Here is a 24,995-nt window from a genome sequence, read left to right on the forward strand (position 1 = left end):
CGCACAACAAGATGGGGTAAACCTGTACCTGAATGAACAACAAATATTAAAAAGAGGCATATCTATGAGTGGCACCATCATCAAGTCGGCAAGAAATACCCCCCATGCACCCCAGGATCTGGGCCCCTGCACCCAAACGGTGGCGTTTTCTCATTACAACAATATCTCCGCCCAGCTGCCGGTCGATCCCGCCACCGGCAAGATGGTGAGCGGCGATGTCACCGCGCAGGCCAGACAGTGCCTGAGCAACCTCAAGGCAATCATCGAGAGCATCGGCCATGTGATGGACGATATGGTCAAAGCGACCATCTTCCTGAAAGAGATGGCGGATCTGGAAGCGGTCAACGCCGTCTATCGCGAATTCTTCCCGGGCTATCTGCCGACCCGCACCACCCTCGCCGTCGCCGCCCTGCCGCTGGGCGCGCTGGTACAGATCGATGCCATCATCTCCAACGGCGAAGGCACCTTCCCGCAAGCCCCCTGCCCGTTGGTGAAGCTCGCCCGCAATAGCGACAAGGCGCCGCACAACCCGCTCTCCACCCACACCGTGGCCTTCTCCCACTACAACAATATCGGTGCCCAGCTGCCGGTCGAGGCCGCCTCGGGCCAACTGGTCGCCGGTGGCATCAAGGAGCAGGCGGGTCAGTGCCTGCGCAACATCAAGCACGTGCTGGAGAGCATCGACGTGCCGTTTGACGATATCGTCAAGGTCACCGTCTATCTGACCGATCTGGCCGATCTGGAGGCCGTCAACGAGGTCTACACCACCTTCTTCCCCGACTCCGCCATCGCCCGCGCCGTCGCCTATCTGCCCGCCCGCTCGGTGGTCAGTGCCGCCGCCCTGCCCATGGGGGCACGGGTGCAGATGGATGCGGTCATCTCCCACGGTGACGGCACCCCGCCGCAACTGGTGGAAGATCGTCACAATCTGGTGATCCGTGCCCGCAATACCGACAAGGCACCGCGCAGCCCGCTCCATTGCCAGACTGTAGCCTTCTCCCACTACAACCATCTCTCTGCGCAGTTACCGATAGACCCCACCACCGGCAAGATCCTGACTGGCTGTGTCAAAGAGCAGACCGCCCAGTGCCTGAGCAATATCAAGGCGATTGTGGAGAGCATCGGCCATGTGATGGACGATATCGTCAAGGTCAATATCCAGCTCGCCAATATCGCGGATCTGGCCGAGGTGGATGCCATCTATACCAAATACTTCCCGGCCTACCTGCCCGCCCGCACCGTATTTGGAGTCAGCGAACTGCCCGCCGGCGCCCTGGTGCAGATGGATGCGGTGATGTCCAATGCGGAAAGTACCCCGCCGCAGGCATAAGGTTTGTTTTAAATAATAAAAAGAGACCGGCTGATGGCCGGTCTCTTTTTATGTAACATGTGGGGCATTATTTTTATGGCATCGCCTTAAAGAACGCGAACGTCCGATTACGCTTCGCTAATCGAACCTACAAGCTCATGCATATAATTGATGTCACTACAAATACTTGGGGATAGTTAGTGATGAGTAAAATTTCAGAAAGAGTAAGACATGTAAAAATCAGAGATGGATATTGTTTGATTTGTGGAGAATTTGGCACACTCTCGATAGATCATGTTCCTCCGCAGGGTTCAATTACTGTAACTAAAGTTGAACAACGTCATATTATGGAAATGATGGGAGCTGGTGCCAAATCAATAAAAGGCGTACCATCAACCAATGGAAGCAAATTCAGAACGATCTGCAGCAACTGTAACAGTAATATCTTAGGAGGCAATGATGGCGAGGTTGCGGATGCAAATAAAAAGCTGACAAGTAAAATTCGTAATTATTTTCAGAATCCAATCTCCCCATATAATACCGTCTCTATTGACATAAACCCTATCAAATATGCCAGAGCGATGATAGGCCATATTCTATCTGCGACATCAGTTACCGAGTGTAAAGAGCCACCACAAAAATCACCGTACTTTGACCCACTAAAGAAATTTGTGCTAGGGGATGACCATGCCATTACAAAAACCCATGATATATATTATTGGTTTTATCCTTACGATCGTCACTTGAGCGCAAAGTGTGTGAGCTTTTTCAATCAAGGGCATTCTACAGTACTAAGTTTATTGTCATTTTTTCCAATCGCATTTCTCGTAACCCCAAAAGATGAAGGTATATACCCAACGCATGCCGCACGATTTGATTTCAGTTCTAGTAAATTAGTTCTAGATTTATCCAGTTACAACATTCATTTTTCTGATTTTCCTTTTTCAGAACTAAAAGGAAATCAGATGTGTTTACTAAACGATTGTCAGACAATAATAAGTTATCCAATTAAGAACCAAGATATATAGTATATTTCCCGTAACTATTTTTATTACAATAAAAAAGCGCCTCCCGAGGGAGGCGCTTTTCAGTTCAGTACCAAGCAATCAGCGATTACAGGGATTCAGCGGTCGCAACCACATTTTCCACGGTAAAGCCGAATTCCTTGAACAGCAGCTCGGCCGGAGCAGACTCACCGAAGGTGGTCATACCGATGATCTTGCCGCCGAAACCGACGTACTTGTACCAGTAGTCGGCGATGCCGGCTTCGATGGCCACACGCTTGGTGACGGAGGACGGCAGGACGGACTCTTTGTACTCGGCAGACTGGGCGTCGAACACGTCGGTAGACGGCAGAGAGACCACGCGCACGGCACGGCCCTTGGCAGTCAGCTGCTCATAGGCGGCAACGGCCAGTTCCACTTCGGAACCGGTGGCGATCAGGATCAGCTCCGGAGTACCGGCGCAATCCTTCAGCACGTAGCCACCCTTGGCGGTGTCGGCCAGTTGCTGGGCAGTACGGTCCATCTGGGCCAGGTTCTGACGGGAGAAGATCAGGGAAGTCGGACCGTCGGTACGCTCGATGGCGTGCTTCCAGGCGATGGCAGATTCAACCTGGTCACACGGACGCCAGGTGCTCATGTTCGGAGTCAGACGCAGGGAGGCGACCTGCTCAACCGGCTGGTGAGTCGGGCCATCTTCACCCAGACCGATAGAGTCGTGGGTGTAAACGAAGATGGCACGCTGCTTCATCAGGGCGGCCATGCGCAGGGCGTTGCGAGCGTACTCCATAAACATCAGGAAGGTGGCGCCGTAGGGGATGAAACCACCGTGCAGGGCGATACCGTTCATGATGGCGGACATGCCGAACTCGCGTACACCGTAGTGGATGTAGTTGCCGGAGGCATCGTCGTTGGTCAGAGACTTGGAGCCGGACCACATGGTCAGGTTGGACGGAGCCAGGTCAGCAGAGCCGCCCATGAACTCCGGCAGCAGCTTGCCGAACGCTTCCAGAGAGTTCTGGGACGCTTTACGGGTTGCGATCTTGGCCGGGTTGGCTTGCAGGGTTTCGATGATCTTGGCGGATTCAGCAGCCCAGTTGGCCGGCAGTTCGCCAGCGGTACGGCGCTTGAACTCGGCAGCCAGCGTCGGGTGAGCGGCTTCATAGGCAGCGAACTTGGCAGCCCAGTCGGCTTCCAGCGCAGCGCCCTTCTCCTGAGCGTTCCACTCGGCAGCGATATCGGCCGGGATAACGAACGGAGCGTGGTCCCACTTCAGGAAGGCACGAGCAGCGGCGATCTCGTCGTTGCCCAGCGGTGAGCCGTGGCAGTCGTGAGAACCGGATTTGTTCGGGGAGCCGTAACCGATGATGGTGCGGCAGCAAATCAGAGTCGGCTTGCCGGTCTCGGCCTTGGCGGCTTCGATGGCGGCATTGATGGCTTCCGGGCTGTGACCGTCAACAGCCGGGATAACGTGCCAGCCGTAAGCTTCGAAACGCTTGACGGTGTCGTCGGTGAACCAGCCTTCTACGTGACCGTCGATGGAGATACCGTTGTCATCCCAGAACGCGATCAGTTTGCCCAGTTGCAGGGTACCTGCCAGGGAGCACGCTTCGTGGGAGATACCTTCCATCAGGCAGCCGTCGCCCATAAAGGCATAGGTGTAGTGGTCAACGATGTCGTGGCCCGGCTGGTTGAACTGCTCAGCCATGGCTTTTTCGGCGATAGCCATACCAACGGCGTTGGTGATGCCCTGACCCAGCGGGCCAGTGGTGGTTTCAACGCCCGGTGCATAACCGTACTCCGGGTGACCCGGGGTGCGAGAGTGCAGTTGGCGGAAGTTTTTCAGATCGTCGATGGAGAGGTCATAACCGGAGAGGTGCAGCAGGGAGTACAGCAGCATGGAGCCGTGGCCGTTGGAGAGAATGAAACGGTCGCGGTCGGCCCACTTGGGGTTGTTCGGGTTATGTCTGAGGTGGCTACGCCACAGCACTTCGGCGATATCCGCCATTCCCATGGGGGCGCCCGGGTGACCGGAGTTGGCTTTTTGAACGGCATCCATACTCAATGCACGAATGGCATTGGCAAGCTCTTTACGAGAAGGCATCTGAATCTCCTGCGATTGCTTCATTTGATGGCCAAGATTAAGGCGCGTTATTGTCCCAGCAGGGCGCGCGGCGTGCAAATATTATCTGGATGAATAAAGTGGCTTTGGGAGGACAATCGCTTTTCTTGCCCTCTATTGACCAAAGCAACCAGAGAAAAACGTTTGATTTCCATCCCTTTCGGGATAGGAGAGCACCGCTTGTGACCCATTGGACACTGCGCGACAAAATAGTGCTGGCAATCGGGGGGGGCGCTAATTAAAATAGACGTCCAGATGTAGATACCTCTACACCATCCCATTCATCCGGTTATTGCCGTGGCGATAACCCAGACAAGCTGAGACTCTTATCATGGCAAAGCTGTTTACTTCCGAGTCGGTCTCCGAAGGCCATCCCGACAAGATTGCGGACCAGATCTCCGATGCGGTACTGGACGCCATCCTCAAGCAAGATACCAAGGCACGCGTTGCCTGCGAGACCCTGGTCAAGACCGGTATGGTCATGGTGGCTGGCGAAGTAACCACCTCTGCCTGGGTTGATATCGAAGAGATCGTGCGTGATACCGTACGTGAAATCGGCTACACCCACTCCGACATGGGCTTCGATGCTGACTCCTGCGCCGTGCTGAACGCCATCGGCAAGCAGTCCCCGGATATCAACCAGGGCGTTGACCGCAGCGATCCGCTGGAGCAGGGCGCTGGCGACCAGGGCCTGATGTTCGGCTACGCCACAAACGAAACCGACGTGCTGATGCCGGCCCCCATCACCTACTCTCACCTGCTGGTGAAGCGTCAGGCTGAAGTGCGCAAGAACGGCACCCTGCCGTGGCTGCGTCCGGATGCCAAGAGCCAGCTGACCTTCGCCTACGACGACGCAGGCAAGATCATCGGTGTGGATGCCGTGGTGCTGTCTACCCAGCACGCCGAATCCATCAGCCACAAAGATCTGGTTGAAGCGGTACGCGAAGAGATCATCAAGCCGGTGCTGCCAGCCGAGTGGGTCAACAAGGACACCAAATACTTCATCAACCCGACCGGCCGTTTCGTTATCGGCGGCCCGATGGGTGACTGCGGTCTGACCGGTCGCAAGATCATCGTCGACACCTACGGCGGCATGGCCCGTCACGGTGGTGGCGCCTTCTCCGGTAAGGATCCGTCCAAGGTTGACCGCTCCGCTGCCTACGCCGCCCGCTACGTTGCAAAAAACATCGTTGCCGCCGGTCTGGCCGATCGCTGTGAAATCCAGATCTCCTACGCCATCGGCGTGGCCGAGCCGACCTCCATCAGCGTCGAGACCTTCGGTACCGCCAAGGTCGCCGAGGAACTGCTGGTCAAACTGGTGCGCGAGCACTTCGAACTGCGCCCGTATGGCCTGATCGAAATGCTGGATCTGAAGCGCCCGATCTACCAAGCCACTGCCGCCTACGGTCACTTCGGTCGCGACGAGTTCCCGTGGGAGCAGACCGACAAGGCCGAACTGCTGCGTTCTGCCGCTGGCCTGTAAGGCTCGCTGTTGTGATAAAAGGGGAGCCTGGCTCCCCTTTTGCTTATCCGCTATCTGACGAGATGTTGATGTCTGCCACCCCTGCCCAGCTTGTCGCCCTACTGCAACAACGCGTAGAAGCCTGCTTTGTGCAGGCCGAGACGCGCCTTGGCCGCACCTTCCCCCGCCCGCGGATCTACTGCAATATGCGGGGCCGGGCGGCGGGATCGGCGCGGCTGCAAACCTGGGAGCTGCGCTTCAATCCCGCCCTCTATCAGGCCAACCAGCAGGCGTTTCTGGATGAGGTAGTGCCCCACGAGGTGGCCCATCTGCTGGTCTATGCCCTTTGGGGTGAACATAGCGGTGAAGGTCGCGGCAAAAACCGGGTGCTACCCCACGGCCGCCAGTGGCAATCGGTGATGCGGGAGGTATTCGGCCTTGAGCCCAGAACCACCCACAGCTTCGATCTGGCGGTATTGGCGCAGCGCACCGTGCCCTATCGCTGCCTCTGTCAGCAGCATCAACTGTCGATACGCCGCCACAACAAGGTGGTGCGTGGCGAGGCCCGCTATCACTGCCGCCGCTGCAAGCAACCGCTGGAGCGGGAACGGCCGGAGCCAGAGCTGTAAGCCAGCTTGTGTCGCGCCCCTGTGGTAGGGTGCCCGCCATCGTTCGTCAATCACCCTGTTTTGCAAGGAATCCCATGCGTTTCATCTCCTCCCTCGCCCTGACCCTGCTGGCCGGTTTGCCGCTGCTCAGCTCCCCCCTGCACGCCCAGACCTTTCGCGAAGCCAAGCAGGATCTGGTGAAGCTCTATCGCAGCCAGCCTGCGGTCACCACCTTCTACTGCGGCTGCGACATCGACTATCAGGGCAAGAAAATGAGCCCGGATCTCGCCAGCTGCGGCTATGAGCCGCGCAAGCAGGCCAAACGCGCCGCCCGCATCGAGTGGGAACACGTGGTCCCCGCCTGGGAGTTCGGCCACCAGCTGCAGTGCTGGCAGGATGGCGGTCGCAAGAACTGCGAGAAGGTGAGCCCGGAGTTCAACAAGATGGAGGGGGACATGCACAACCTCTTCCCCGCCATTGGCGAGGTGAACGGCGATCGGGCCAACTACCGCTTCTCCGACTGGAACGGCAAGCCGGAGCAGTACGGCCAGTGCCAGATGCTGGTGGATTTCAAGGATCGTCGGGTGCAGCCGCCCAAGGGGCCGGTACGGGGCCAGATTGCCCGCGCCTACCTCTACATGAGCCAGCAGTATGGGCTGCGTCTGGCAGCGCAACAGCGTAAACTGTTTGAAGCTTGGGATCGCCAGTACCCGGCAGAGGGCTGGGAGTGCGAGCGCAATCGCCGCATCGGCACGCTGCAGGGCAATACCAATCCCTTTATTGAAAAGCAGTGCCAATAACCCCATTTGACCAGGGAGGGGGATTGCCCCTCCTATCATGAAGCCCTTCCCCACTGCCGCGTGAGCCTTGCTCGCCGCAGGATATAAAGGGTTTCCAAGCAAGAGACTGACAAGCAGCCATGCGCATTCCACGTATCTATGAACCGGCCACCCTGCAAGTTGGCCAGACCATCGCCCTGTCGGAAGACGGCGCCAACCATATCGGCCGGGTACTGCGCATGCAGCCGGGCCAGCAGCTCGAGCTGTTCAACGGCGATGGCAATCAATATCCCGCCACCATCGCCAGCGTCGGCAAAAAGTCGGTGGAAGTGACCATCGACAGCTGCGACGTCCAATCAGTGGAGTCACCGCTGGCCATCCACTTGGGTCAGGTGATCAGCCGTGGCGACAAGATGGACTTCACCATCCAGAAATCGGTGGAGCTGGGCGTCACCTGCATCACCCCGCTCTTCTCCGAGCGCTGCGGCGTCAAGCTGCCGGCAGACCGGCTGGAGAAGAAGCGCGAGCAGTGGCAAAAGGTGGTGATCAGCGCCTGCGAACAGTGCGGCCGCAACGTGGTGCCAGAGGTGCGCATGCCGATGGAGCTGGACGCCTGGCTGGCAGAAGAGACCAAGGAGCTCAAGCTCAACCTGCACCCGCGCGCCGAGTACAGCATCAACACCCTGCCCGTTCCCGAGCATGGGGTGCGCCTGCTGATTGGCCCGGAAGGGGGATTGTCGAGCGACGAGATCGCCCGTACCGTGCAGGAAGATTTCAAAGAGATGCTGCTGGGGCCGCGGGTGCTGCGCACCGAAACCGCCGCCCTGACTGCGATCACTGCGCTGCAGTGCCGCTTTGGCGATCTGGCCTGAAGCAGGTTTTAAGAATCTCACTCGCAATCGAGCTACCAGAAGGATATTCGGATGACCATTAAACTCGGCATCGTGATGGACCCCATCTCGGCCATCAACATCAAGAAAGATTCCAGCTTTGCCATGCTCGAAGAGGCGCAAAAGCGCGGCTATGAGCTCTTCTATCTGGAGATGAAGGATCTCTACATGGAAGCCGGTCGCGCCTTTGGCACCATGCGCCCGCTCACCGTCAAATATGACTATGCCGACTGGTACACCCTGGGCGAGGTGGTGGATCAGCCCCTCTCCAACCTCGATGTGATCCTGATGCGCAAGGATCCGCCGTTCGACACCGAATTTATCTACGCCACCTACATGCTGGAGCGGGCCGAGGATGAGGGTTGCCTTATCGTCAACAAGCCGCAAAGCCTGCGCGACGCCAACGAGAAGCTCTACACCGCCTGGTTTGCCGAGCACACCCCGACCACGCTGGTGACCCGCCGCGCCGACAAGCTGCGCGCCTTCCACGCGAAGCACAAAGACGTGATCTTGAAGCCCTTGGACGGCATGGGCGGCGCCTCCATCTTCCGCATGAAGGAAGATGACGCCAACGTCGGCGTGATTATCGAGACCCTGACCGCCCACGGCAGCCAGTACTGCATGGCGCAGACCTATCTGCCGGCCATCAAGGATGGCGACAAGCGGGTGCTGGTGGTGGACGGTGAGCCGGTGCCTTACTGCCTGGCGCGCATTCCGGCGCAAGGCGAAACCCGTGGCAATCTGGCGGCCGGTGGCCGTGGTGAGGCACGTCCCCTGAGCGAAGCTGACTGGGCCATCGCCCGTGCAGTTGGCCCGACGTTGAAAGAGAAGGGGCTTATCTTCGTCGGCCTCGACATCATCGGCGATCGGCTGACCGAGATTAACGTCACCAGCCCGACCTGCATTCGCGAGATTGAAGCGGCCTTCGATGTTCACATCACCGGCATGTTGATGGATGCCATCGAGCATCGGCTGGGCAAATAATCGCCAGACAGGCTAAACCGGCCTGTTCAGGGGTAACCCACCCCCGACAAGCCAGGAAACAGAGAGGGTGGCCCGGCGCCACCCTCTCTGTTTCAAGACAATCCGGAAAGGGGCGGGATCTCGCCCAGCCCAAAAAGCGGTTTTTCCCATGGGGATCAACTGCCATAATTGACCTCAAATACCTTTGCACTATTTGGCCTCTATGCAAACACTGCAAAATCACTTCCTGCTTGCCATGCCAAGCCTGACGGATCCCTACTTCGAGCGCTCGCTGGTCTATCTGTGCGAGCACAACGAAGAGGGCGCCATGGGACTGGTCGTCAACATTCCGGTGGAGATGTCGCTGGACACCATGCTGACCCAGCTCCAGCTCAACCCGCCCAACAACCCGGAACTCAAGCAGCCGGTGCTGCAAGGGGGGCCGGTTCATGCCGATCGCGGCTTCGTGCTGCATAGCTTCCGCCCCGGTTTCAACTCCACCCTGCAGGTGGGGGATGAGATGATGGTGACCACCTCCAAGGATATTCTGGAAACCCTGGGTACGAGCGAGGCCCCTGCCCATTGGCTGGTGGCCCTTGGCTATGCCGGCTGGAGCGCCGGGCAGCTGGAGCAGGAGCTGGTGGATGGCGCCTGGCTGGTGATCCCCCCCAATCCGGCTCTGGTGTTCAAGACCCCCATTCACAAACGTTGGCAGCAAGCTGCCGCCAGCATAGGGGTGAACCCGGTTCACCTCTCCAGCGACATCGGCCACAGCTGATCGGCTGGCCCGCTCCGCTCTCTATTTCGAGGATTTATCAGTTATGTCATCACGCAGCATCATGGGCTTTGACTATGGCACCAAGAGCATTGGCGTCGCCATCGGTCAGGAGCTGACTGGCACAGCCCAGCCTCTGCGCGCCCTCAAGGCCAACGACGGCATCCCCAACTGGGACGAGATTGAGAAGCTGCTCAAGGAGTGGCAACCGGACCTGCTGGTGGTCGGCCTGCCGCTGAACATGGATGGTACCGATCAGGAGATCACGGTACGGGCCCGCAAGTTCGGCAACCGGCTGCATGGCCGCTTCGGCAAACCGGTGGAGTTCAAGGATGAGCGACTCACCACCACAGATGCCCGCGCCCGCCTGTTTGAGCGAGGCGGCTATCGCGCGCTGGAAAAAGGCAGCGTGGACGGGGTCTCGGCGCAGTTGATCGTCGAAGCCTGGATGGAAGAGCAGTACAACTAAGCCATCAACAGCAAGGCAAGGGTCGCAGCCCTTGCCTTGTCTCGCACTATCCTCCCCTCATTACGCCTGTGATTGACCCGCCACCAGCCCCTCGGCCTCTGTCGGCGTCGCATTCATCATCCGGTTGAGCCAGGGCACCATCAGCCCCATCACTACCGCAATCAGCAGGGTCGCCATCCCGATCTTGCCAAATACGCCGGTGTAAATGGGCAAAGTTTGCAGCGGATCCGTCACCCCTTGCGGCACGGCGGTAAAGGTCGCCACATAGCCACCCAGCAGGGACGCCATCGCTTGAGTCAGGAACCACATTCCGAGAATGAAGCCCATCAGCCGTTGTGGCACCAGCGCGGCGACCATCGCCAGTCCCAGCGCACTGATCATCAGCTCGCCCAGACTCTGGAACAGGTAGATAAGCACCATAAACCAGGGGGAGGTAAGCCCCTGCTCATCGGCAAACCACCAGCCGGATGCTGCCGCCGTCAGAAAGCCCAGCGAGCAGAAGAACATCCCGAGGGTGAATTTGAGCGGCATGGTGAGATCCCGCCCCTTGCTGCCCATCCGGGTATAGATCATAGCGAGTACCGGGCTACCCACCACCACCCAGAAGGGGTTGAGCGCCTGGAAGCTAATGGGGTTGACGCTCATGCCCAGCATCTCGTGGTGCATGTTGTTGATGGCAAAGAAGTTCAGAGACGTCGGCATCTGGGCATACAGCACGTAGAAGAGCACTGCCTCCAGCATCAGCACGAAGGCCACATACATCTTGTTGCGGCCCACTGTGTCGAGCCTGAATGCCTCGCGAAAGAAGAAGATCACCACGGCGATGGTTACCGTCATCAGCACCATGTTGGCGATCACCACGTGGTGCATCAGCCAGGCGCAGAAGAAGACCATGGCTACCGAACCCAATATAACCAGCAGCAGTTTGCTGTAATCGAGCGGCAGGTGATCCGGCTCGGAGCCAATATCCTTGACCATATTGCGGCAGGCAAAGAAGGTAAGCAGCGCAATAATCAGCCCCACCCCGCACAGGTTATAGGTCACGGTATAGCCGTAATGATCGGCAATCACCGGCGCCAGCGAGAGGGAAATAAGGGAGCCGATATTGATCGACATATAGAACAGGGTAAACGCCCCATCCAGCCGCGGATCTTTTGGCTGGTAGCATTTTGAAAGCAGGCTGGCCGGATTGGCCTTGAACAGACAGTTACCGACTGCAATGGTGCCCAGCGCATAGAAAATCAGGTCGGGATTATAGATAGAGAGGCCGGTCATAAAGTAGCCTATCACCAACACGATAGCCCCGAGCACCATGGTGCGCTTGGTGCCGAGCACATGGTCACCGACATAGCCACCGACCGAGATCAGGCCATATACCAGCGCAGAGAAGGCACCGAAGGTAATAAAGGATTGCTCTTGGGAAAATCCCAGTTGCTGCACAAAGAAAACCGCCAATATCCCCTGCACGCCGTAATAACCGAAGCGCTCCCAGAGTTCGACGAAAAATATCATAAAGAAGGGTTTGGGCTGTTGTAACAACCCTGTGGGTGCTGTTGCTGGACGCATATCAACCTGCCTTTGCTGAGATTTATTTTTATTAATCTGGTGGTGGCTGCCGCACTATTTTCTCTTCCGTCATTGCCATAACTGGGAGCACAGTCAGCCTGCCAATCTGGCTATTTTCGGGTGCACGCGCCCCGTTCGATGAAAGGTGTTTTTTCATCTAGCCGGTTTCAATTAGGTGTTATCGGGGGATGGTGAGTGGCGTCTCCCAGTACAGTTACCGGCTCCGGGTTCGACCTTTGCTGCATCCCTTCACTCAAGCCGGTTTATCAACCTTGATGCTTATTCCCCTCTGCTCCATCACTCATGGCTGGTGGCCATGATATGGCCACAGACGACCTGTGGGGCTGGCTCACGCCGCGCTCTACTGGCTATCACACTACACAGGCGCTATCTAACCCCGCCATTCCAAGGGGTGTCATGCTATATCACTGCAAATACAGGAACTTAATGGTCGATCACACTTCAAAAGTGACCATTAGTGAAGTTTTCTAATGAAACCACATGAATTTTTTTCGTGAAAAGAGCTTCACTCGAGACGTGCAACCAAGGCTAATCTGTGCATGAAGAGAGTTGAATGACACACAGCTGAACCCGAGCTCGGCACTTAAGTCGTGCCAAAGCCCACTCATCCGGGCGATGCGACAACAAACAGCCGGAGCTGATGGCTCCGGCTCATCGATAGGCACCATCACGGCCACATTAGCGTGGCGATTCGTCGTTGTAGAGTCGCCGGATCTCGTTGCGCAGCCACATCACCTTGGCATCCTGATTGTGTCGTTTGTGCCACAACAGGATGAAGGCGATCTCCAGCTGGGCGTAGAGCTTCTCGGGGAGCGGCAGCGGCATGGCGATCAGATTGCCATGATGCCGACTGGCATAACCACCGCAGTAGGAAGGAGCCACCGCAATCAGTTCGTGGCTCGACTGGGAGGCGATATGCAGCGCCTGCTCGAAGCTTGAGACCATGATGGGCACCTCCCGCTTCAATCCCTCATCCTCCAGCAGACTGTCGAGAGCCCAGGTATCGTTCGCTTCCCACACCATGCTGATCTGGGGGCAGGCCAGAAAGTTCTCCAGCGACCACTTCTGCCCGAGCAATGGGTGATCCTTGCGCAGGAACACGACCGGGCGATCGGTGAACAGCACCTCGTGATCGATGTAATAAGGCAAGCGGTTGACCCTGGCCCGAGAGCGGCCATGGGTCTCGCGGGCGCAGAAGCCGAGATCTGCATCGCCATTGACGATGTCGTTGAGGGAGTGGTGATCCCACCCCAGCATCCTGACCACCGAGTTGGGGTACTTCTGGTAGATGGTCATGGGCAGATCGCTCAGGAAGCTGATGTAGAAGGGGGACTCCATCACCAGCGTGAAACGGGCACCATCGGGGATCGCCTCGCTATTGAGCGAGGTGATGCTGTCGGTGAGTTGGAACCAGACCTTCAGCTCCTCCTCCAGGGTCAGGGAGAGGTTGGTCGGCTGCAACCCCTGCCGCACCCGCACAAACAGGGGATCGTCAAACCACTCCCGCAATTTGGCCAGAGACTTGCTCACCGCCGACGGAGTGACACAGAGCTTTTTGGCCGCCCCTGCCACACTGCGCTCCTGCATCAGGTACTTGAAGACCACCAGCAGGTTCAAATCGAGTTCACCCAGATTGCGCATATCCCCTCTCATCTTCCATCAGCCCTGCGAGCGCGCTTCACGAAGCGCGAGCAATGGTAACAGCCCTTTGACAGCCAGGTAACTGAGCAGTGCCAGCAGCAGGGCATAGATCAGCATCTCGGACGGAGTAAAGCCAAGTTGGCCCAGCAGCCAGATATAGAGGCCGGAGAGGCTGATCTGCATGATGCAGAGCACGGCGCTGGCAAAGGCCACATTGTGCTGGCAACCATCGAGCGCCTCCCCCATCGCCACCCCGAAGCCACAGGAGAACCCGACACAGACCAGCGCAAACCCCGGCAGCAAAAGATGGATATCCCCCCCCGCCTGCCAGCTGCCGATCAGTGAGCACGCCGCCAGCAGATAGGAGAGATGAGACACCGCCAGCACTTTCTGTTTGCCCAGCCAGCGCAACAGCAGAGGGGTCAGGAAAGAAGTAGACATACTCACGCCGGCCATCACCATCATCACGATGGAGTACTGCTCGGTAGTGAAGCCAAACTCCTTCATCAGGATCAGCGGCGAGACGCTGACATAGACCAAAATAGAGGTCACGCTGGCACTGGTCAGCAGGGAGAGCAGCATAAAGCGCGGCGAGCGCAGCAGGGCAAAGGGAAGCGCCGCGCCACTCCCCGGTTGACGCACCGGACGGGTCTCCTTGAGCAGCAACAGGTTGACCAGACCGCTAACGGCCGCCACCAGCGCCATCGCCACGAAGATCGCACGCCAGTCAAAATGGGACAGGATGAGGTAACCGAGCACCGGCGCCAGCACCGGGATCACGCAGATCACCCCGTTGATCATCGAGAGCGCCATCGCCAGCCGCTCCTGACTCAGCACATCCCGCAGTACGGTAAAGGTCATGATATAGAGCGCACCGGCCCCGACTCCCTGCCAGAAACGGCCGAAATAGAACTGGCTGATCCCCTCTGCACTGCCTGCCACCAGCGAGGCAAGGACAAAAATCAGCGCGCCACCGAGCACCACCCAGCGCCGCCCGAAGCGATCGGCAATCATTCCCCCCAGCAGCACGGTGGCAGCCATGCCGAACAGATAGATGGAGAAGGCGGTGTGGATCTGCGCTTCGCTCGCCCGCAGGGTATCGGCAATCTTGGGCACGGCGACCAGATAGAGATCGATCCCGACCGGATAGAGGATGATCATCAGAAAAGTGCACAACAGGAAAACAGGCATGGATGCTCCATTACAGATTGGCCCGCCAGCATCAGCCAGATGGCAGCAACAGGCGAAGAGTGGCAGGTCCAAGGTGGTGACAAAGGTAGCAACGCAGCGCGTCGCAATGGGGCAACTATATGGGAGCCCAGCGCCCTCACCTAGTGAAGAGATGGCGATCGATACCTTCCAAAATGGAAATATTGTTTCTGCCGATGTGCGATTAAGGCAACTGGAGGGACAAGTTGCCAGGCAGAAGAGCACCGTGAGCGGAGTAAAAATAAACGCGATAAAAAGTGCGCCGGGCAATCCCGGCGCACTTGCTTGCGGTAAAACGCTGCCCCCGTGATTAGTTGGCCAGCTTGCTCAGAATGGTATAGGCCGCCTTGACCCGGGCATCATTGGGATAGTTGCGGTTGGCCAGCATGACGATGCCAATCCCCTTGGCCGGGACAAAGGCAACATAGGCACCAAAGCCGTTGGTCGATCCCGTCTTGTTGTAGAGCCGCTGCTCCCCCATATCTTTGGGCGCGGCAAAGCGTTCTACCGGATTGGCCTTGTAGCTCACCGCCGGCGAGTTGCCCGCCAGCAGCGCCTGCTCGGTGACGGGATAGGCATAACTCTCCCAACCCAGCCCCTGGGTCATCTCTCCTACAGAGAAGAAACCGGTGTGAGTCATGGCAATGGCCTGCTGCATGGCGGCGTCACCCCGCCTGGTCATGTTGGCCTCGACAAACTTGATGAAATCCGCCGAGCTGGTCTTGATACCATAGGCCTCGTCCGCCAGCACTCCCGGATTGACCCGGATCGGTTTCTCCTCTTTGGCATAGCCGTAGGCGTAATCGCCCATGGCTGCCGCAGGCACCTTGAGGTAGGTGTGGGCAAGGCCGAGCCCCGGCAACAGAGTCTGGCTAATCAGTTGCTCGAAGGGTTGGCCCAGAGAGCTCGCAGCCAGATAGCCGAACAGACCTATGCTGGGGTTGGAGTACTCCCGTTGGGTACCGGCGGCAAAGAGCGGCGTCCACTGGCGGTAGTAGGCTTGCATCTTCTCTGCCGAGTCGACCGCATCGGGGAACTGCAGTGGCAAGCCGCCTGCACCGTAGGTGGCGAGATCAACCATGGTCACGCCATCGAAGGCAGACCCTTTTAGCCAAGCTGCGTGCTGACTCACCTTGTCATCCAGCTTGAAGCCCCCCTTGACCACGGCGTAGGCACCTAGGGTCGCGGTCAGGGTCTTGCTGACAGAGCCGATTTCAAACAGGGTCTGCTCGCTGACGCGCTGACCGCTCTCCATGTTGGCAACGCCATAGTTGAAATAGTGGGCCTTGCCATCTTTCAGTACGGCGACTGCCATCCCCGGGATCCGGTACTCCTTGAGCACGGGTTGAATGGCGCCGTCCACGATGGCGGTGAGAGGAGCATCCTGTGCGGCAGAAGCGAATGAAGAGATCAGCAGGGAACCCAGCGTCAGCAGCGAGAGAGTTGTTGGTTGTTTCATGACTTCTGTCTTGTGGTGAGTTGAGAAGTGCATCATAAGGACGCTTGGTGAGCTGAGCGTGAACAACTATGAAGTCGGTGTGAAGTCATTGAAAAACGGGCCATTTCAATGGTTTTACGGCGTACTGAGCCCGCCCTGAGCGACTGGCGTATAAGCTGTAGGTGCCAAAAGAGAGAAGCAAGGTACGGACAAGCCGAAAACGGGAGGAATAGTGAAATCACAGGAACAGATCACGGCGGTGCTAGCGGCGCTGGAGCAGGTCATTCTGGGTAAACCGCTGCAGCTGAAAATCGCGCTGGTGACCCTGCTGGCGCGCGGTCATCTGCTGCTCGAGGATCTGCCCGGCATGGGCAAAACTACTCTGGCCCACTCCCTGGCGCAGGTGCTGGGGCTTGCATGCCGGCGGATGCAGTTCACCGCAGATCTGCTACCCGCCGATTTGCTGGGCCTGCAGATCTTTGACCCCCAGCAGCAAACATTTCGCTTTCACCCCGGCCCCATCTTCACCCAGATTCTACTGGCGGACGAGATCAACCGTGCCAGCCCCAAGGTGCAGAGCGCATTGCTGGAGGCGATGGCCGAGGGCAAGGTGAGCATCGAGGGCCATACCCATCCACTCCCCGATCCGTTTTTCGTCATCGCCACCCAGAATCCGGCGGATCAGGCGGGCACCTATCCACTGCCGGAATCCCAGCTCGACCGCTTCGCCGTGCGACTCTCGCTGGGTTTTCCGCCGCGAGAGGCGGAACGCCAGTTGCTGCGCGGCCACCAGCCGAGCGGCCCATTACCCGCCATGCTGGATGCTGCTGAGCTGGCTGCCCTGCAAGCGGAAGGTGATGCTATCCATGTTTCCGATGCCACCCTCGACTACCTGCTGGCACTGGTGCACCAGAGCCGCTTTGATGGGGATCTGCCACAGCCCCTCTCCCCACGAGCGGCCCAGACCTTGCTGGCGGTGAGCCGGGCCTGGACACTGGTTGCGGGACGGCGCTTTGTCACGGTAGAGGACGTGCAGGCGGTCTTCCCCTATGTGGCCGAACACCGGCTACGGGGCAGCTTCGGCGTACAACAAGGGGACGCCGCCCCACTGAGCCAGCGGTTGCTGGCCCGGGTCGATCCGGACAATCCCTGATGAGCAAATTGTTTGATCGTTGGCAGCAGTGGCGAGCCCGCTGGCAGCGACGCTGGCTCGACCGTCGCATTCCGCCGGCGCGCCAGATAACGCTGGGGCCGCGCAGCCTCTTTATCCTCCCCACCCGCATGGGGTTACTCTATCTGCTGGTGCTGCTCGCCATCTATCTGCTCGGCACCAACTACCAGAACAATCTGGTGCTGCTGGTGGCCTACTGCCTCGGCAGCCTGTTTATGGCCGCCATGTGGCTCACCCACCGCAACCTGTTGGGGTTGGAGCTGCTGGGGGGCCCGCCGGTGCTGGGGGAAGCGGGTAGCCAGCTGCCGATCCGTATCTTGGTGCAGAGCCCGCGCCCGGTGCTGGCACTTCACTTTAGCCTCAACGAAGGCACCCTCTGGCTGGCACAGGCCGACGCTGTGCCCAGCACAGTTATCCTGCCAGTATCGGGCTCTCGCCGCGGGCCACTGCCCCTTGGTCGATTGCGGGTCGAGAGCCGCTACCCCCTCGGTCTGTTTCGCTGCTGGTCCCTGCTGGACTTGCAACTGGAGGGCTGGCTTTCCCCCAAACCCGCGTTTGGGGCGCTAATAGGGGTACATGCGACCCAAAGCGAAGGACATCAGGGCCAGCCCGCTCCAGCGCCCCTCGGTGACTTTGATACCCTGCGGACACATCAGGCCGGTGAACCACTGAGCCGGGTCGCCTGGAAGCAACTTGCCCAGGGGCGCGGCCTGCTGACCAAACAGTTCCATGAGCCACAGCAGGATGACACTCACCTCACCTTGCAGCGGATCGCGGGTGGGGATCTGGAGCAGCGGCTGGCAGTGCTGGCCTGGTGGTGCGCAGATTACGGCAAGCGGGGCATCCCCTTTACCCTGACACTGGCAAACCAGACGCTGGGGCCCGATAGCGGTGCCGCCTTTGTGCAGCGCTGCCTGCTGGCACTGGCCCAATTCGATGCAACACCACCGAAGAGCACGCCAGATGCTGCTCGATAACCGCCGCCTGCTACCACTCATCGCCCTGCAACAGCTGCTGCTGGTCGCGGCGCTCTGGCCCCAGTTGCAGCTCTGGGTAGTGGCAGTAGGCACCACCACCCTCGGCGTCCGGGCCATGATGCTGTGGCGCGGCTGGCCGCCCCTGCCTGCCCGCTGGTTGGCGCTGCTGGCCATCACAACCGTGGTGTTGCTGGGACTACAGTGGCGTGGCTTGGGCACCCTGCCTGCCCTTATCAATCTGCTCTGGCTCGGCTATAGCCTCAAGATGATCGAGGTTCGGCGCGAGCGGGATATCGAGCTGGTGCTTCTGCTCGCCTTCTTTCTTATCGCGCTGGCGCTGGTGCAGCGACAGAGCATCGGCTGGACGGCCGGAATGACAGTAGCGCTCTGGCTGGCAGCGACCGCGCTGGTGGCCGCCATCGCTCCCGAGCAGAAACGGCCTTGGCGCAGTGCGGGCAGTGCCCTGCTGCTGGCGCTTCCCCTGCTCATCACTCTGTTTCTGCTGCTGCCAAGGCTGCCGCCCCTCTGGCAGATGCCCACCACCAGTCGCGCCCTGTCGGGGCTCTCGGAAGAGCTGGCCCCCGGCGATATCAGCGAACTGGTCAACTCCTCCGAACTGGCCTTTCGGGTCACCTTTGCCGATGGCCCGCCCCCTGTCCGTGAGCGCTATTTTCCGGTGATGCGCCAAGAAGTTTTCGATGGTCAGCGCTGGTTGCTGAGCCCCGAGGTCAAAACATGGCAGCAGACAGTGCCGGTGCAGACCGGGCTCACCCTTCTGGCGTCCTCTTCTCAGGCCAACACTCAACTGACAGATACTCTGTTGCCCGCCGGGAGCTACGAGGTGATTGCCGAGCCCCAGCGCCACCGCTGGGCCTTTGCCCTGAGCGAACCGCGCCTGCTGGCGGGACCGGTAATGCTCACGCCTCTCGACACCCTCTATCGGCAGGGGAGCGGCGAGGTGGCGATCCGCTATCGCATTGGCCGCGGCGAAGCGCTGCCCGAGGATGACCACCAAGCCGCCCAGCGCAACCTGCAACTGCCAGCCGGGGGCAACCCGAGAGCGCAAGCTCACGGCCAAGGGCTGGCCGCACGCCATCCGGATCGCAGCACGCTGGTCGCCGCCCTGCTCGAACAGTTTCGCAGCCAATCCTATTACTACACTCTGACCCCGCCACGGCTTGGCCGTGACGGGGTGGATGAGTTCCTGTTCGATACCAAGCGCGGCTTTTGCGGCCACTACGCCATGGCAACCGCTTTCGTACTGCGCACTGCCGGTATTCCGGCACGGCTGGTCACCGGTTATCTCGGCGGTGAGTGGAATCCAAGGGGCAACTATCTGGCGGTACACCAGTTCGATGCTCATGCCTGGGTGGAGTATCTCGATGAAGGAGGAACATGGCGGCGAATCGACCCCACGGCGGCAGTGGCACCGGAGCGTATTGAAGGCGGCGTGAGGGAGGCGCTGAGCGACGAGTTTACCGCTGCCGACCCCCTCGCTTTGCAGCGTTATCGCAACTGGGCTCTGCTCAATCAGCTGCGCTGGTGGGGCAACAATATCGACTACCAGTGGAGTCGCTGGGTAATTGGTTACGATGCGGGTCAGCTCTGGCAACAAATCGGCCTGCGCTGGCCTGCACTGGCGGGGCACACACCCTGGTTGATCCTCGCCAGCCTGATGCTGGTCGCCCTGCTGGTGAGCCTGCCCTTGCTGCTGCCCGCCCGCCTGCCGCCAGAGCGGCGCATCTGGCAGCCCCTGCTCAAACGGGGTAAACGCAGTGGCTACCCACCCCAACGCGCCGAGAGCATGGGGGCATGGTGCGAGCGGCTGGCACGGCTGCGTCCCGACCTTGCCCATCCCCTGCTAAAGAGTGCGTGGCTCTATCGCCGCTGGCGTTATGCCCCCCTCAACGACCGGCAACAAGGGCGCTGCTGGTGCCAGTTACGACGGCGTATCAGACAGCTCGCCCAGCGCTGGGATCAACAGCCAACGAGTGCGCCATAAAAGAAGGGGGAGCCACCGGCTCCCCCTTCAGGTTTTAATCAAGAGGTTTGACTCACCGCTTGTTATTTTTTGGTCGGATTGTCCCAGATCCCCTCTTCCAGCTGGGAGCGGATCTCGGGGTACTTGTTAGCATCGAAGGTGGGCACCTTGCCCAGCCGGAGCTGGTCGTTGTAATCCTTGGCCAGCTTGATGGCGACGCTGGAGAGCAGCAGGATCGCCACCAGGTTGACGATGGCCATCAGTCCCATGGAGACATCCGCCATCGCCCACACGATCGGCAACTCACCCACGGCACCGAACATCACCATGCCCAGCACAAACACCCGGAACAGCATCAGGCCGCCCTTGTGGTTGTGCTCGAGGAACACCAGATTGGTCTCGGCATAGGAGTAGTTCGCCACGATAGAGGTGAAGGCGAAGAAGAAGATGGCCGCCGCAATGAAGATGTTGCCACCGCTGCCAATCTGGGAGGAGAGCGCCCGCTGGGTCAGCTCGACACCGGTCACGCCGGAGCCCGGCTCAAACTGACCTGACATCAGGATGATGGCGGCGGTACAGCTACAGATGACGATGGTATCCATAAAGACCCCCAGCATCTGCACATAACCCTGGGAGGCCGGGTGCGGCGGATAGGGAGTGGCAGTCGCTGCAGCGTTGGGCGCAGAGCCCATGCCCGCTTCGTTGGAGAAGAGACCGCGCTTGATACCGTTGATCATCGCCTGGGAGATGGCATAACCGAGCGCACCTGAGCCTGCCTGCTCAATCCCGAAGGCGGACTTGATGATCAGCATGAAGACATGGGGCAACTCGGTGATGTTCATCGCCACGATCACCAGCGCCAGCAGGATATAAGCCAGTGCCATAAAGGGCACCACCAGCTCGGCAAAACGGGCGATGCCACGAATGCCGCCGAAGATAATCAGGCCGGAGAGCGCCACCAGCGCCAGACCGCTGACCCAGTCAGGAATGCCAAACGCCACCTTCATCGCCAGACTGATGGAGTTGGCCTGCACCGCGTTGAACACCAGACCGAATGCCAGGATCAGGCAGAGCGAAAACACCACCCCCATCCAGCGCATGCCAAGGCCTTTCTCCATGTAGTAGGCCGGGCCACCACGGTAGTTGCCATCCTCATCCTTGACCTTGTAGAGCTGGGCCAGGGTGCTTTCGACGAAGGCGGTCGCCATGCCGATAAAGGCAATCAGCCACATCCAGAAGATGGCGCCGGGGCCACCCAGATAGATGGCGACAGCCACACCAGCCAGGTTGCCGGTGCCGACCCGGGCGGCAAGGCTGGTACAGAGGGCCTGGAAGGAAGAGATGCCTGCGTTGTCCGATTTACGGCTGTTTTTCAGCACGGAAAACATGTGGCCAAAGTGACGGATCTGGATAAAACCCAGGCGGAAGGTGAAAAAGATACCGACCCCGATGAGCAGGTAGATGAGCACGGCTCCCCACATCAGGTCGTTTAGCATCGCAATCAAGGTGTCCATAATTCTCTCGTTGTTATTCACATCCATGGTCAGTCTGCGCTGACCGTTTTCTGTCTGTCGTTTAATTAGCGTTTCGCTAAAGGGGCGGAATCTAGCACAGCGGGAGAGCCCGGAATAGTGATCCCGGTCACGCGAGACACAAAAAACGAACGGTAAAAGCCCATAAAGCTCCATTTAAATCGCAAACTTTCAACAAACTCAATAATTCAATCAGACAGGCCACCATTAAGCCCCATAAGAGAACCATTTTGATATATCCCTGATGAGCTATCCGAAAACGCAAACGCTTGCATGAAATGGCTTTCAAACGGAGACATTTCGCCAAACGTTTTCGCTGTAATTAAATTTCAAGTACGTAGCGAGATAATTTATGTGATCGACGACACAAATATGGATATTGGCTAAAAAAGTTCAGCTGAAAGCAAACCGGAGCGAGGTCGGGATGAAATGTAAAAAACCTTACTAATCATATAGTTTCACGCCATAAAACGGGATGGCTCAACAGCCTGAATGTTTAACAACCAAGCGCCCCTATTGCAGGATGCAGCACATCAGTATTAATTAGGCAGGCAATGACGATGGGCCGCCCCCATCGCGCTTTTCTGAGCCTGAGGCACCAAGATCCTGTAATTTTATTTCAGAACCACCGTCTCAAGCCCGCAACCCAGGGATTACTCCCTCATTAAGAGATGATATTCGCTATGGCCGATAAATTAACCCAGCTGAAAGCCCTGACCACTGTTGTTGCCGACACCGGTGATATCGAAGCCATCAAACGCTATCAGCCCATCGATGCCACCACCAACCCCTCTCTGGTTCTGAAGGCCTCCGAGATCCCCGAGTACGCACCGCTGATCGAAGACGCCATCAAGTGGGCCAAATCCCAGAGCCAGGACAAGGCACAGCAAATCATCGACGCGGGCGACAAGCTGGCAGTCAACATCGGTCTGGAAGTGCTGAAGATCGTTCCGGGCCGTATCTCTACCGAAGTGGATGCCCGTCTCTCCTTCGATACCGAAGCCAGCATCGCCAAGGCCCGCAAGCTGATCCGTCTCTACAACGAAGCGGGTATCTGCAACGACCGCATTCTGATCAAGCTGGCCTCCACCTGGGAAGGGATCCGTGCCGCCGAAGTGCTGGAGAAAGAGGGTATCCAGTGCAACCTGACCCTGCTGTTCTCCTTCGCACAGGCCCGTGCCTGTGCCGAAGCCGGTGCCTTCCTGATCTCCCCGTTCGTGGGTCGCATCCTCGACTGGTACAAAGCCAAAAATGGCCGTGATTACACTGCCAGCGAAGATCCGGGCGTGGTCTCCGTTACCTCCATCTACAACTACTACAAGCAGCACGACTACCCGACCGTGGTCATGGGCGCCAGCTTCCGCAACACCGGCGAGATCCTGGAGTTGGCCGGCTGCGACCGTCTGACCATTGGCCCGGCCCTGCTGGAAGAGTTGAGCAAGGCTGAAGGCGTCGTGGTACGCAAGCTGGACTACACCGGTGAGCGCAAGGCCAAACCGACCCCGATGACCGAGGCCGAATTCCGCTGGGAGCTGAACCAGGACGCCATGGCTCACGAGAAGCTGGGCGAAGGTATCCGCATGTTTGCCATCGACCAGGGCAAGCTGGAAACCATGCTGGCTAGCCGCCTGTAATCAGTTAATTTTTCTACGAAAAACCGGGCTCCCTCAGGGGAGCCCGGTTTTTTTGTACCCGACTTTTAGCACGGTCATAGTGCTGTAACGAAAACGTTTTATTTTCAACCTCGTTATGTTATACGGATGGTGAAAACGATAAAAACCAAGGAGGGAGCCATGGAAATGTTCAACTTCGATTATGACGAGGTAGTTGAACTCGGTTCACGTAGCCGCGGGACAACGGGAAAAAAACGCAAATGGCGCGAGATTGAGGCGTTGAAAGACAAGCAGCGTCTGCAGAAGGAGCTGCAATCCATTGATATCGCCTATGAAGGTCTGACCGACGAGATTGAACTGTAATACCACCAGACACCTGTAAAAGCGCCCCGCACAGCCGGGGCGCTTTTTTGTTGCCTCCGACCAGCGCTCAGAAACACACCTGCCTGCTTGTTAAAGGGCTATAAAACAAAAGCCCCCGTATCGACGGGGGCTTGATGCAGAACAAGTGGACTTAGCAGTAGCCGTAGCCCAGCAGACGCTGGTAACGCTGCTCCAGCAACTGCTCGCTATCGAGCGGACGCAGAGCGTCCAGGTCCTGCTTGATGCGGGCCTTGAGGTTTTTGGCCATCTTCTCTACATCGCGGTGAGCGCCGCCAAGCGGCTCCTCGACGATGGCGTCGATGAGCTTGAGCTCTTTCAGACGCTGGGCTGTGATCCCCATCGCTTCGGCGGCTACAGAGGCCTTGTCGGCGCTCTTCCACAGGATGGAGGCACACCCTTCCGGCGAGATGACGGAGTAGGTGGAGTACTGCAGCATGTTGACGCGATCACCCACACCGATTGCCAGCGCACCGCCTGAACCGCCCTCACCGATCACGGTGCAGACCACCGGCACGGTCAGACCGGCCATCACTTTCAGGTTGCGGGCAATCGCTTCGGACTGGCCACGCTCTTCGGCACCGACGCCAGGGTAAGCACCCGGGGTGTCGATAAAGGTGATGATCGGCATCTTGAAGCGCTCGGCCATCTCCATCAGGCGCAGAGCCTTACGGTACCCTTCCGGACGCGGCATGCCGAAGTTGCGCTTGATCTTCTCTTTGGTCTCGCGACCCTTCTGATGACCAATCACCATCACCGGCTCACCGTCGAGACGGGCGATACCGCCGACGATGGCCTTGTCGTCGGCATAGGCACGATCGCCAGCCAGTTCGTCAAAATCGGTGAAGATATGCTCGATATAGTCAAAGGTGTAGGGGCGCTGGGGATGACGCGCCATCTGGGATACCTGCCAGGCCCCCAGATCACCGAAGATCTTCTTGGTCAGCTCTTCGTTTTTCTTCTCCAGCCGGCGGATCTCGTCTTTCAGATCCACGGCGTGATTGCCTTCACTCACATGTTTGAGTTCATCAATCTGCGCCTGCAACTCGGCAATCGGCTGTTCAAAATCCAGAAAAAGACTCATAGG

The 24,995-nt window shown here is 58.5% G+C and carries 22 protein-coding genes; 15 read left to right on the forward strand and 7 right to left on the reverse strand.

Translation table 11 applies throughout. From position 1 onward, the window contains the following. Window positions 1–64: 64 nt before the first annotated feature. Complete coding sequence (locus tag ACTG1P_RS07785; RefSeq protein ID WP_440000937.1) at window positions 65–1,330, forward strand: Rid family detoxifying hydrolase; 1,266 nt, start codon at window positions 65–67, stop codon at window positions 1,328–1,330. Window positions 1,331–1,512: 182 nt separating this feature from the next. Then, a complete protein-coding gene (locus ACTG1P_RS07790) occupies window positions 1,513–2,337 on the forward strand; it encodes a metal-binding protein (protein WP_182969565.1) in 825 nt (274 codons plus the stop codon). A gap of 85 nt (window positions 2,338–2,422) precedes the next feature. Here ACTG1P_RS07790 and tkt read toward each other — a convergent pair whose 3' ends face one another. Next, entirely contained in the window at window positions 2,423–4,414 is a 1,992-nt protein-coding gene (tkt, locus tag ACTG1P_RS07795) for a transketolase (protein WP_421283513.1), read from the reverse strand. A 349-nt stretch (window positions 4,415–4,763) separates the two neighbouring features. Between tkt and metK the strand changes: the two genes are divergently transcribed. The 7 genes from metK (at window position 4,764) to ruvX (ending at window position 10,378) form a co-directional block, all read left to right on the forward strand. Then, window positions 4,764–5,915 carry a methionine adenosyltransferase gene (metK, locus tag ACTG1P_RS07800; RefSeq protein WP_005338519.1) on the forward strand — a complete coding sequence of 384 codons (1,152 nt, stop codon included), beginning with the start codon at window positions 4,764–4,766 and terminating at the stop codon, window positions 5,913–5,915. Window positions 5,916–5,983: 68 nt separating this feature from the next. Next, a complete protein-coding gene (locus tag ACTG1P_RS07805; RefSeq protein ID WP_440000938.1) occupies window positions 5,984–6,523 on the forward strand; it encodes a SprT family zinc-dependent metalloprotease in 540 nt (179 codons plus the stop codon). 74 nt (window positions 6,524–6,597) lie between these two features. Continuing rightward, window positions 6,598–7,302, forward strand: a complete 705-nt coding sequence (locus tag ACTG1P_RS07810; protein WP_440000939.1) for an endonuclease — start codon at window positions 6,598–6,600, stop codon at window positions 7,300–7,302. Window positions 7,303–7,421: 119 nt separating this feature from the next. Beyond that, complete coding sequence (rsmE, locus tag ACTG1P_RS07815; protein ID WP_005343824.1) at window positions 7,422–8,153, forward strand: 16S rRNA (uracil(1498)-N(3))-methyltransferase; 732 nt, start codon at window positions 7,422–7,424, stop codon at window positions 8,151–8,153. 51 nt (window positions 8,154–8,204) lie between these two features. Next, entirely contained in the window at window positions 8,205–9,155 is a 951-nt protein-coding gene (gshB, locus tag ACTG1P_RS07820) for a glutathione synthase (protein ID WP_019445234.1), read from the forward strand. A gap of 202 nt (window positions 9,156–9,357) precedes the next feature. Next, the gene (locus ACTG1P_RS07825; protein WP_440000940.1) at window positions 9,358–9,912 is read left to right on the forward strand and encodes a YqgE/AlgH family protein; all 555 of its coding nucleotides are present in this window, start codon (window positions 9,358–9,360) and stop codon (window positions 9,910–9,912) included. 43 nt (window positions 9,913–9,955) lie between these two features. Then, a complete protein-coding gene (gene ruvX / locus ACTG1P_RS07830; protein ID WP_005343821.1) occupies window positions 9,956–10,378 on the forward strand; it encodes a Holliday junction resolvase RuvX in 423 nt (140 codons plus the stop codon). A 60-nt stretch (window positions 10,379–10,438) separates the two neighbouring features. On the opposite strand, the gene dtpB is transcribed toward ruvX, so the two are convergent. The 3 genes from dtpB to ACTG1P_RS07845 all read right to left on the reverse strand — a co-directional run bounded on the left by dtpB (window position 10,439) and on the right by ACTG1P_RS07845 (window position 14,797). Beyond that, the gene (gene dtpB / locus ACTG1P_RS07835) at window positions 10,439–11,944 is read right to left on the reverse strand and encodes a dipeptide/tripeptide permease DtpB (RefSeq protein WP_440000941.1); all 1,506 of its coding nucleotides are present in this window, start codon (window positions 11,942–11,944) and stop codon (window positions 10,439–10,441) included. Window positions 11,945–12,643: 699 nt separating this feature from the next. Further along, window positions 12,644–13,606 carry an HTH-type transcriptional regulator YidZ gene (gene yidZ, locus ACTG1P_RS07840; RefSeq protein WP_440000942.1) on the reverse strand — a complete coding sequence of 321 codons (963 nt, stop codon included), beginning with the start codon at window positions 13,604–13,606 and terminating at the stop codon, window positions 12,644–12,646. 18 nt (window positions 13,607–13,624) lie between these two features. Then, window positions 13,625–14,797, reverse strand: coding sequence for an MFS transporter (locus ACTG1P_RS07845; protein WP_440000943.1), 1,173 nt, complete (start codon window positions 14,795–14,797; stop codon window positions 13,625–13,627). Window positions 14,798–14,948: 151 nt separating this feature from the next. Here ACTG1P_RS07845 and ACTG1P_RS07850 point away from each other — a divergent pair, with 151 nt between their 5' ends. After that, window positions 14,949–15,125: a hypothetical protein gene (locus ACTG1P_RS07850; RefSeq protein ID WP_184234604.1), complete on the forward strand. Its 177-nt coding sequence runs from the start codon at window positions 14,949–14,951 to the stop codon at window positions 15,123–15,125. Here ACTG1P_RS07850 and ampC read toward each other — a convergent pair whose 3' ends face one another. Then, window positions 15,126–16,274, reverse strand: a complete 1,149-nt coding sequence (ampC, locus tag ACTG1P_RS07855) for an FOX/MOX family class C beta-lactamase (RefSeq protein ID WP_440000944.1) — start codon at window positions 16,272–16,274, stop codon at window positions 15,126–15,128. A gap of 211 nt (window positions 16,275–16,485) precedes the next feature. Between ampC and ACTG1P_RS07860 the strand changes: the two genes are divergently transcribed. From ACTG1P_RS07860 to ACTG1P_RS07870, 3 genes are read left to right on the forward strand one after another with little or no spacing between them, the layout of a single operon-like run. Next, window positions 16,486–17,406: an AAA family ATPase gene (locus ACTG1P_RS07860; RefSeq protein ID WP_440000945.1), complete on the forward strand. Its 921-nt coding sequence runs from the start codon at window positions 16,486–16,488 to the stop codon at window positions 17,404–17,406. Continuing rightward, complete coding sequence (locus tag ACTG1P_RS07865; protein ID WP_440000946.1) at window positions 17,406–18,401, forward strand: DUF58 domain-containing protein; 996 nt, start codon at window positions 17,406–17,408, stop codon at window positions 18,399–18,401. The genes ACTG1P_RS07860 and ACTG1P_RS07865 overlap by 1 nt, the downstream gene beginning before the upstream one ends. Next, window positions 18,388–20,403: a transglutaminase family protein gene (locus ACTG1P_RS07870; protein ID WP_440000947.1), complete on the forward strand. Its 2,016-nt coding sequence runs from the start codon at window positions 18,388–18,390 to the stop codon at window positions 20,401–20,403. Before ACTG1P_RS07865 ends, ACTG1P_RS07870 begins: the two co-directional genes overlap by 14 nt. A gap of 62 nt (window positions 20,404–20,465) precedes the next feature. Here the strand turns inward: ACTG1P_RS07870 and ACTG1P_RS07875 are convergent, their stop codons facing one another. Continuing rightward, window positions 20,466–21,896 (reverse strand): alanine/glycine:cation symporter family protein, encoded by a 1,431-nt coding sequence (locus ACTG1P_RS07875; RefSeq protein WP_013724018.1) that lies wholly within the window; start codon window positions 21,894–21,896, stop codon window positions 20,466–20,468. Window positions 21,897–22,597: 701 nt separating this feature from the next. Between ACTG1P_RS07875 and tal the strand changes: the two genes are divergently transcribed. Both tal and ACTG1P_RS07885 read left to right on the forward strand, forming a co-directional pair. Continuing rightward, window positions 22,598–23,548: a transaldolase gene (gene tal, locus ACTG1P_RS07880; protein ID WP_440000948.1), complete on the forward strand. Its 951-nt coding sequence runs from the start codon at window positions 22,598–22,600 to the stop codon at window positions 23,546–23,548. Window positions 23,549–23,707: 159 nt separating this feature from the next. Then, on the forward strand, window positions 23,708–23,890 hold the full coding sequence (locus ACTG1P_RS07885) for a DUF3545 family protein (RefSeq protein ID WP_440000949.1): 183 nt from the start codon (window positions 23,708–23,710) through the stop codon (window positions 23,888–23,890). Between the two features lie 151 nt (window positions 23,891–24,041). Here the strand turns inward: ACTG1P_RS07885 and accA are convergent, their stop codons facing one another. Further along, the gene (gene accA, locus ACTG1P_RS07890; RefSeq protein ID WP_440000950.1) at window positions 24,042–24,992 is read right to left on the reverse strand and encodes an acetyl-CoA carboxylase carboxyl transferase subunit alpha; all 951 of its coding nucleotides are present in this window, start codon (window positions 24,990–24,992) and stop codon (window positions 24,042–24,044) included. Between the last annotated feature and the right edge of the window lie 3 nt (window positions 24,993–24,995).

The sequence above is a fragment of the Aeromonas sp. 11P genome (genome assembly GCF_051920165.1).
GTDB classification, from domain to species: domain Bacteria; phylum Pseudomonadota; class Gammaproteobacteria; order Enterobacterales; family Aeromonadaceae; genus Aeromonas; species Aeromonas veronii.

Bases quoted from the DNA above. Each gene is read 5' to 3' on its own strand.
- ACTG1P_RS07785 (WP_440000937.1), top strand. From the start codon at position 65: ATGAGTGGCACCATCATCAAGTCGGCAAGAAATACCCCCCATGCACCC.
- ACTG1P_RS07790 (WP_182969565.1), top strand. From the start codon at position 1,513: ATGAGTAAAATTTCAGAAAGAGTAAGACATGTAAAAATCAGAGATGGA.
- tkt (WP_421283513.1), bottom strand. From the start codon at position 4,414: ATGCCTTCTCGTAAAGAGCTTGCCAATGCCATTCGTGCATTGAGTATG.
- metK (WP_005338519.1), top strand. From the start codon at position 4,764: ATGGCAAAGCTGTTTACTTCCGAGTCGGTCTCCGAAGGCCATCCCGAC.
- ACTG1P_RS07805 (WP_440000938.1), top strand. From the start codon at position 5,984: ATGTCTGCCACCCCTGCCCAGCTTGTCGCCCTACTGCAACAACGCGTA.
- ACTG1P_RS07810 (WP_440000939.1), top strand. From the start codon at position 6,598: ATGCGTTTCATCTCCTCCCTCGCCCTGACCCTGCTGGCCGGTTTGCCG.
- rsmE (WP_005343824.1), top strand. From the start codon at position 7,422: ATGCGCATTCCACGTATCTATGAACCGGCCACCCTGCAAGTTGGCCAG.
- gshB (WP_019445234.1), top strand. From the start codon at position 8,205: ATGACCATTAAACTCGGCATCGTGATGGACCCCATCTCGGCCATCAAC.
- ACTG1P_RS07825 (WP_440000940.1), top strand. From the start codon at position 9,358: ATGCAAACACTGCAAAATCACTTCCTGCTTGCCATGCCAAGCCTGACG.
- ruvX (WP_005343821.1), top strand. From the start codon at position 9,956: ATGTCATCACGCAGCATCATGGGCTTTGACTATGGCACCAAGAGCATT.
- dtpB (WP_440000941.1), bottom strand. From the start codon at position 11,944: ATGCGTCCAGCAACAGCACCCACAGGGTTGTTACAACAGCCCAAACCC.
- yidZ (WP_440000942.1), bottom strand. From the start codon at position 13,606: ATGCGCAATCTGGGTGAACTCGATTTGAACCTGCTGGTGGTCTTCAAG.
- ACTG1P_RS07845 (WP_440000943.1), bottom strand. From the start codon at position 14,797: ATGCCTGTTTTCCTGTTGTGCACTTTTCTGATGATCATCCTCTATCCG.
- ACTG1P_RS07850 (WP_184234604.1), top strand. From the start codon at position 14,949: ATGGCGATCGATACCTTCCAAAATGGAAATATTGTTTCTGCCGATGTG.
- ampC (WP_440000944.1), bottom strand. From the start codon at position 16,274: ATGAAACAACCAACAACTCTCTCGCTGCTGACGCTGGGTTCCCTGCTG.
- ACTG1P_RS07865 (WP_440000946.1), top strand. From the start codon at position 17,406: ATGAGCAAATTGTTTGATCGTTGGCAGCAGTGGCGAGCCCGCTGGCAG.
- ACTG1P_RS07870 (WP_440000947.1), top strand. From the start codon at position 18,388: ATGCTGCTCGATAACCGCCGCCTGCTACCACTCATCGCCCTGCAACAG.
- ACTG1P_RS07875 (WP_013724018.1), bottom strand. From the start codon at position 21,896: ATGGACACCTTGATTGCGATGCTAAACGACCTGATGTGGGGAGCCGTG.
- tal (WP_440000948.1), top strand. From the start codon at position 22,598: ATGGCCGATAAATTAACCCAGCTGAAAGCCCTGACCACTGTTGTTGCC.
- ACTG1P_RS07885 (WP_440000949.1), top strand. From the start codon at position 23,708: ATGGAAATGTTCAACTTCGATTATGACGAGGTAGTTGAACTCGGTTCA.
- accA (WP_440000950.1), bottom strand. From the start codon at position 24,992: ATGAGTCTTTTTCTGGATTTTGAACAGCCGATTGCCGAGTTGCAGGCG.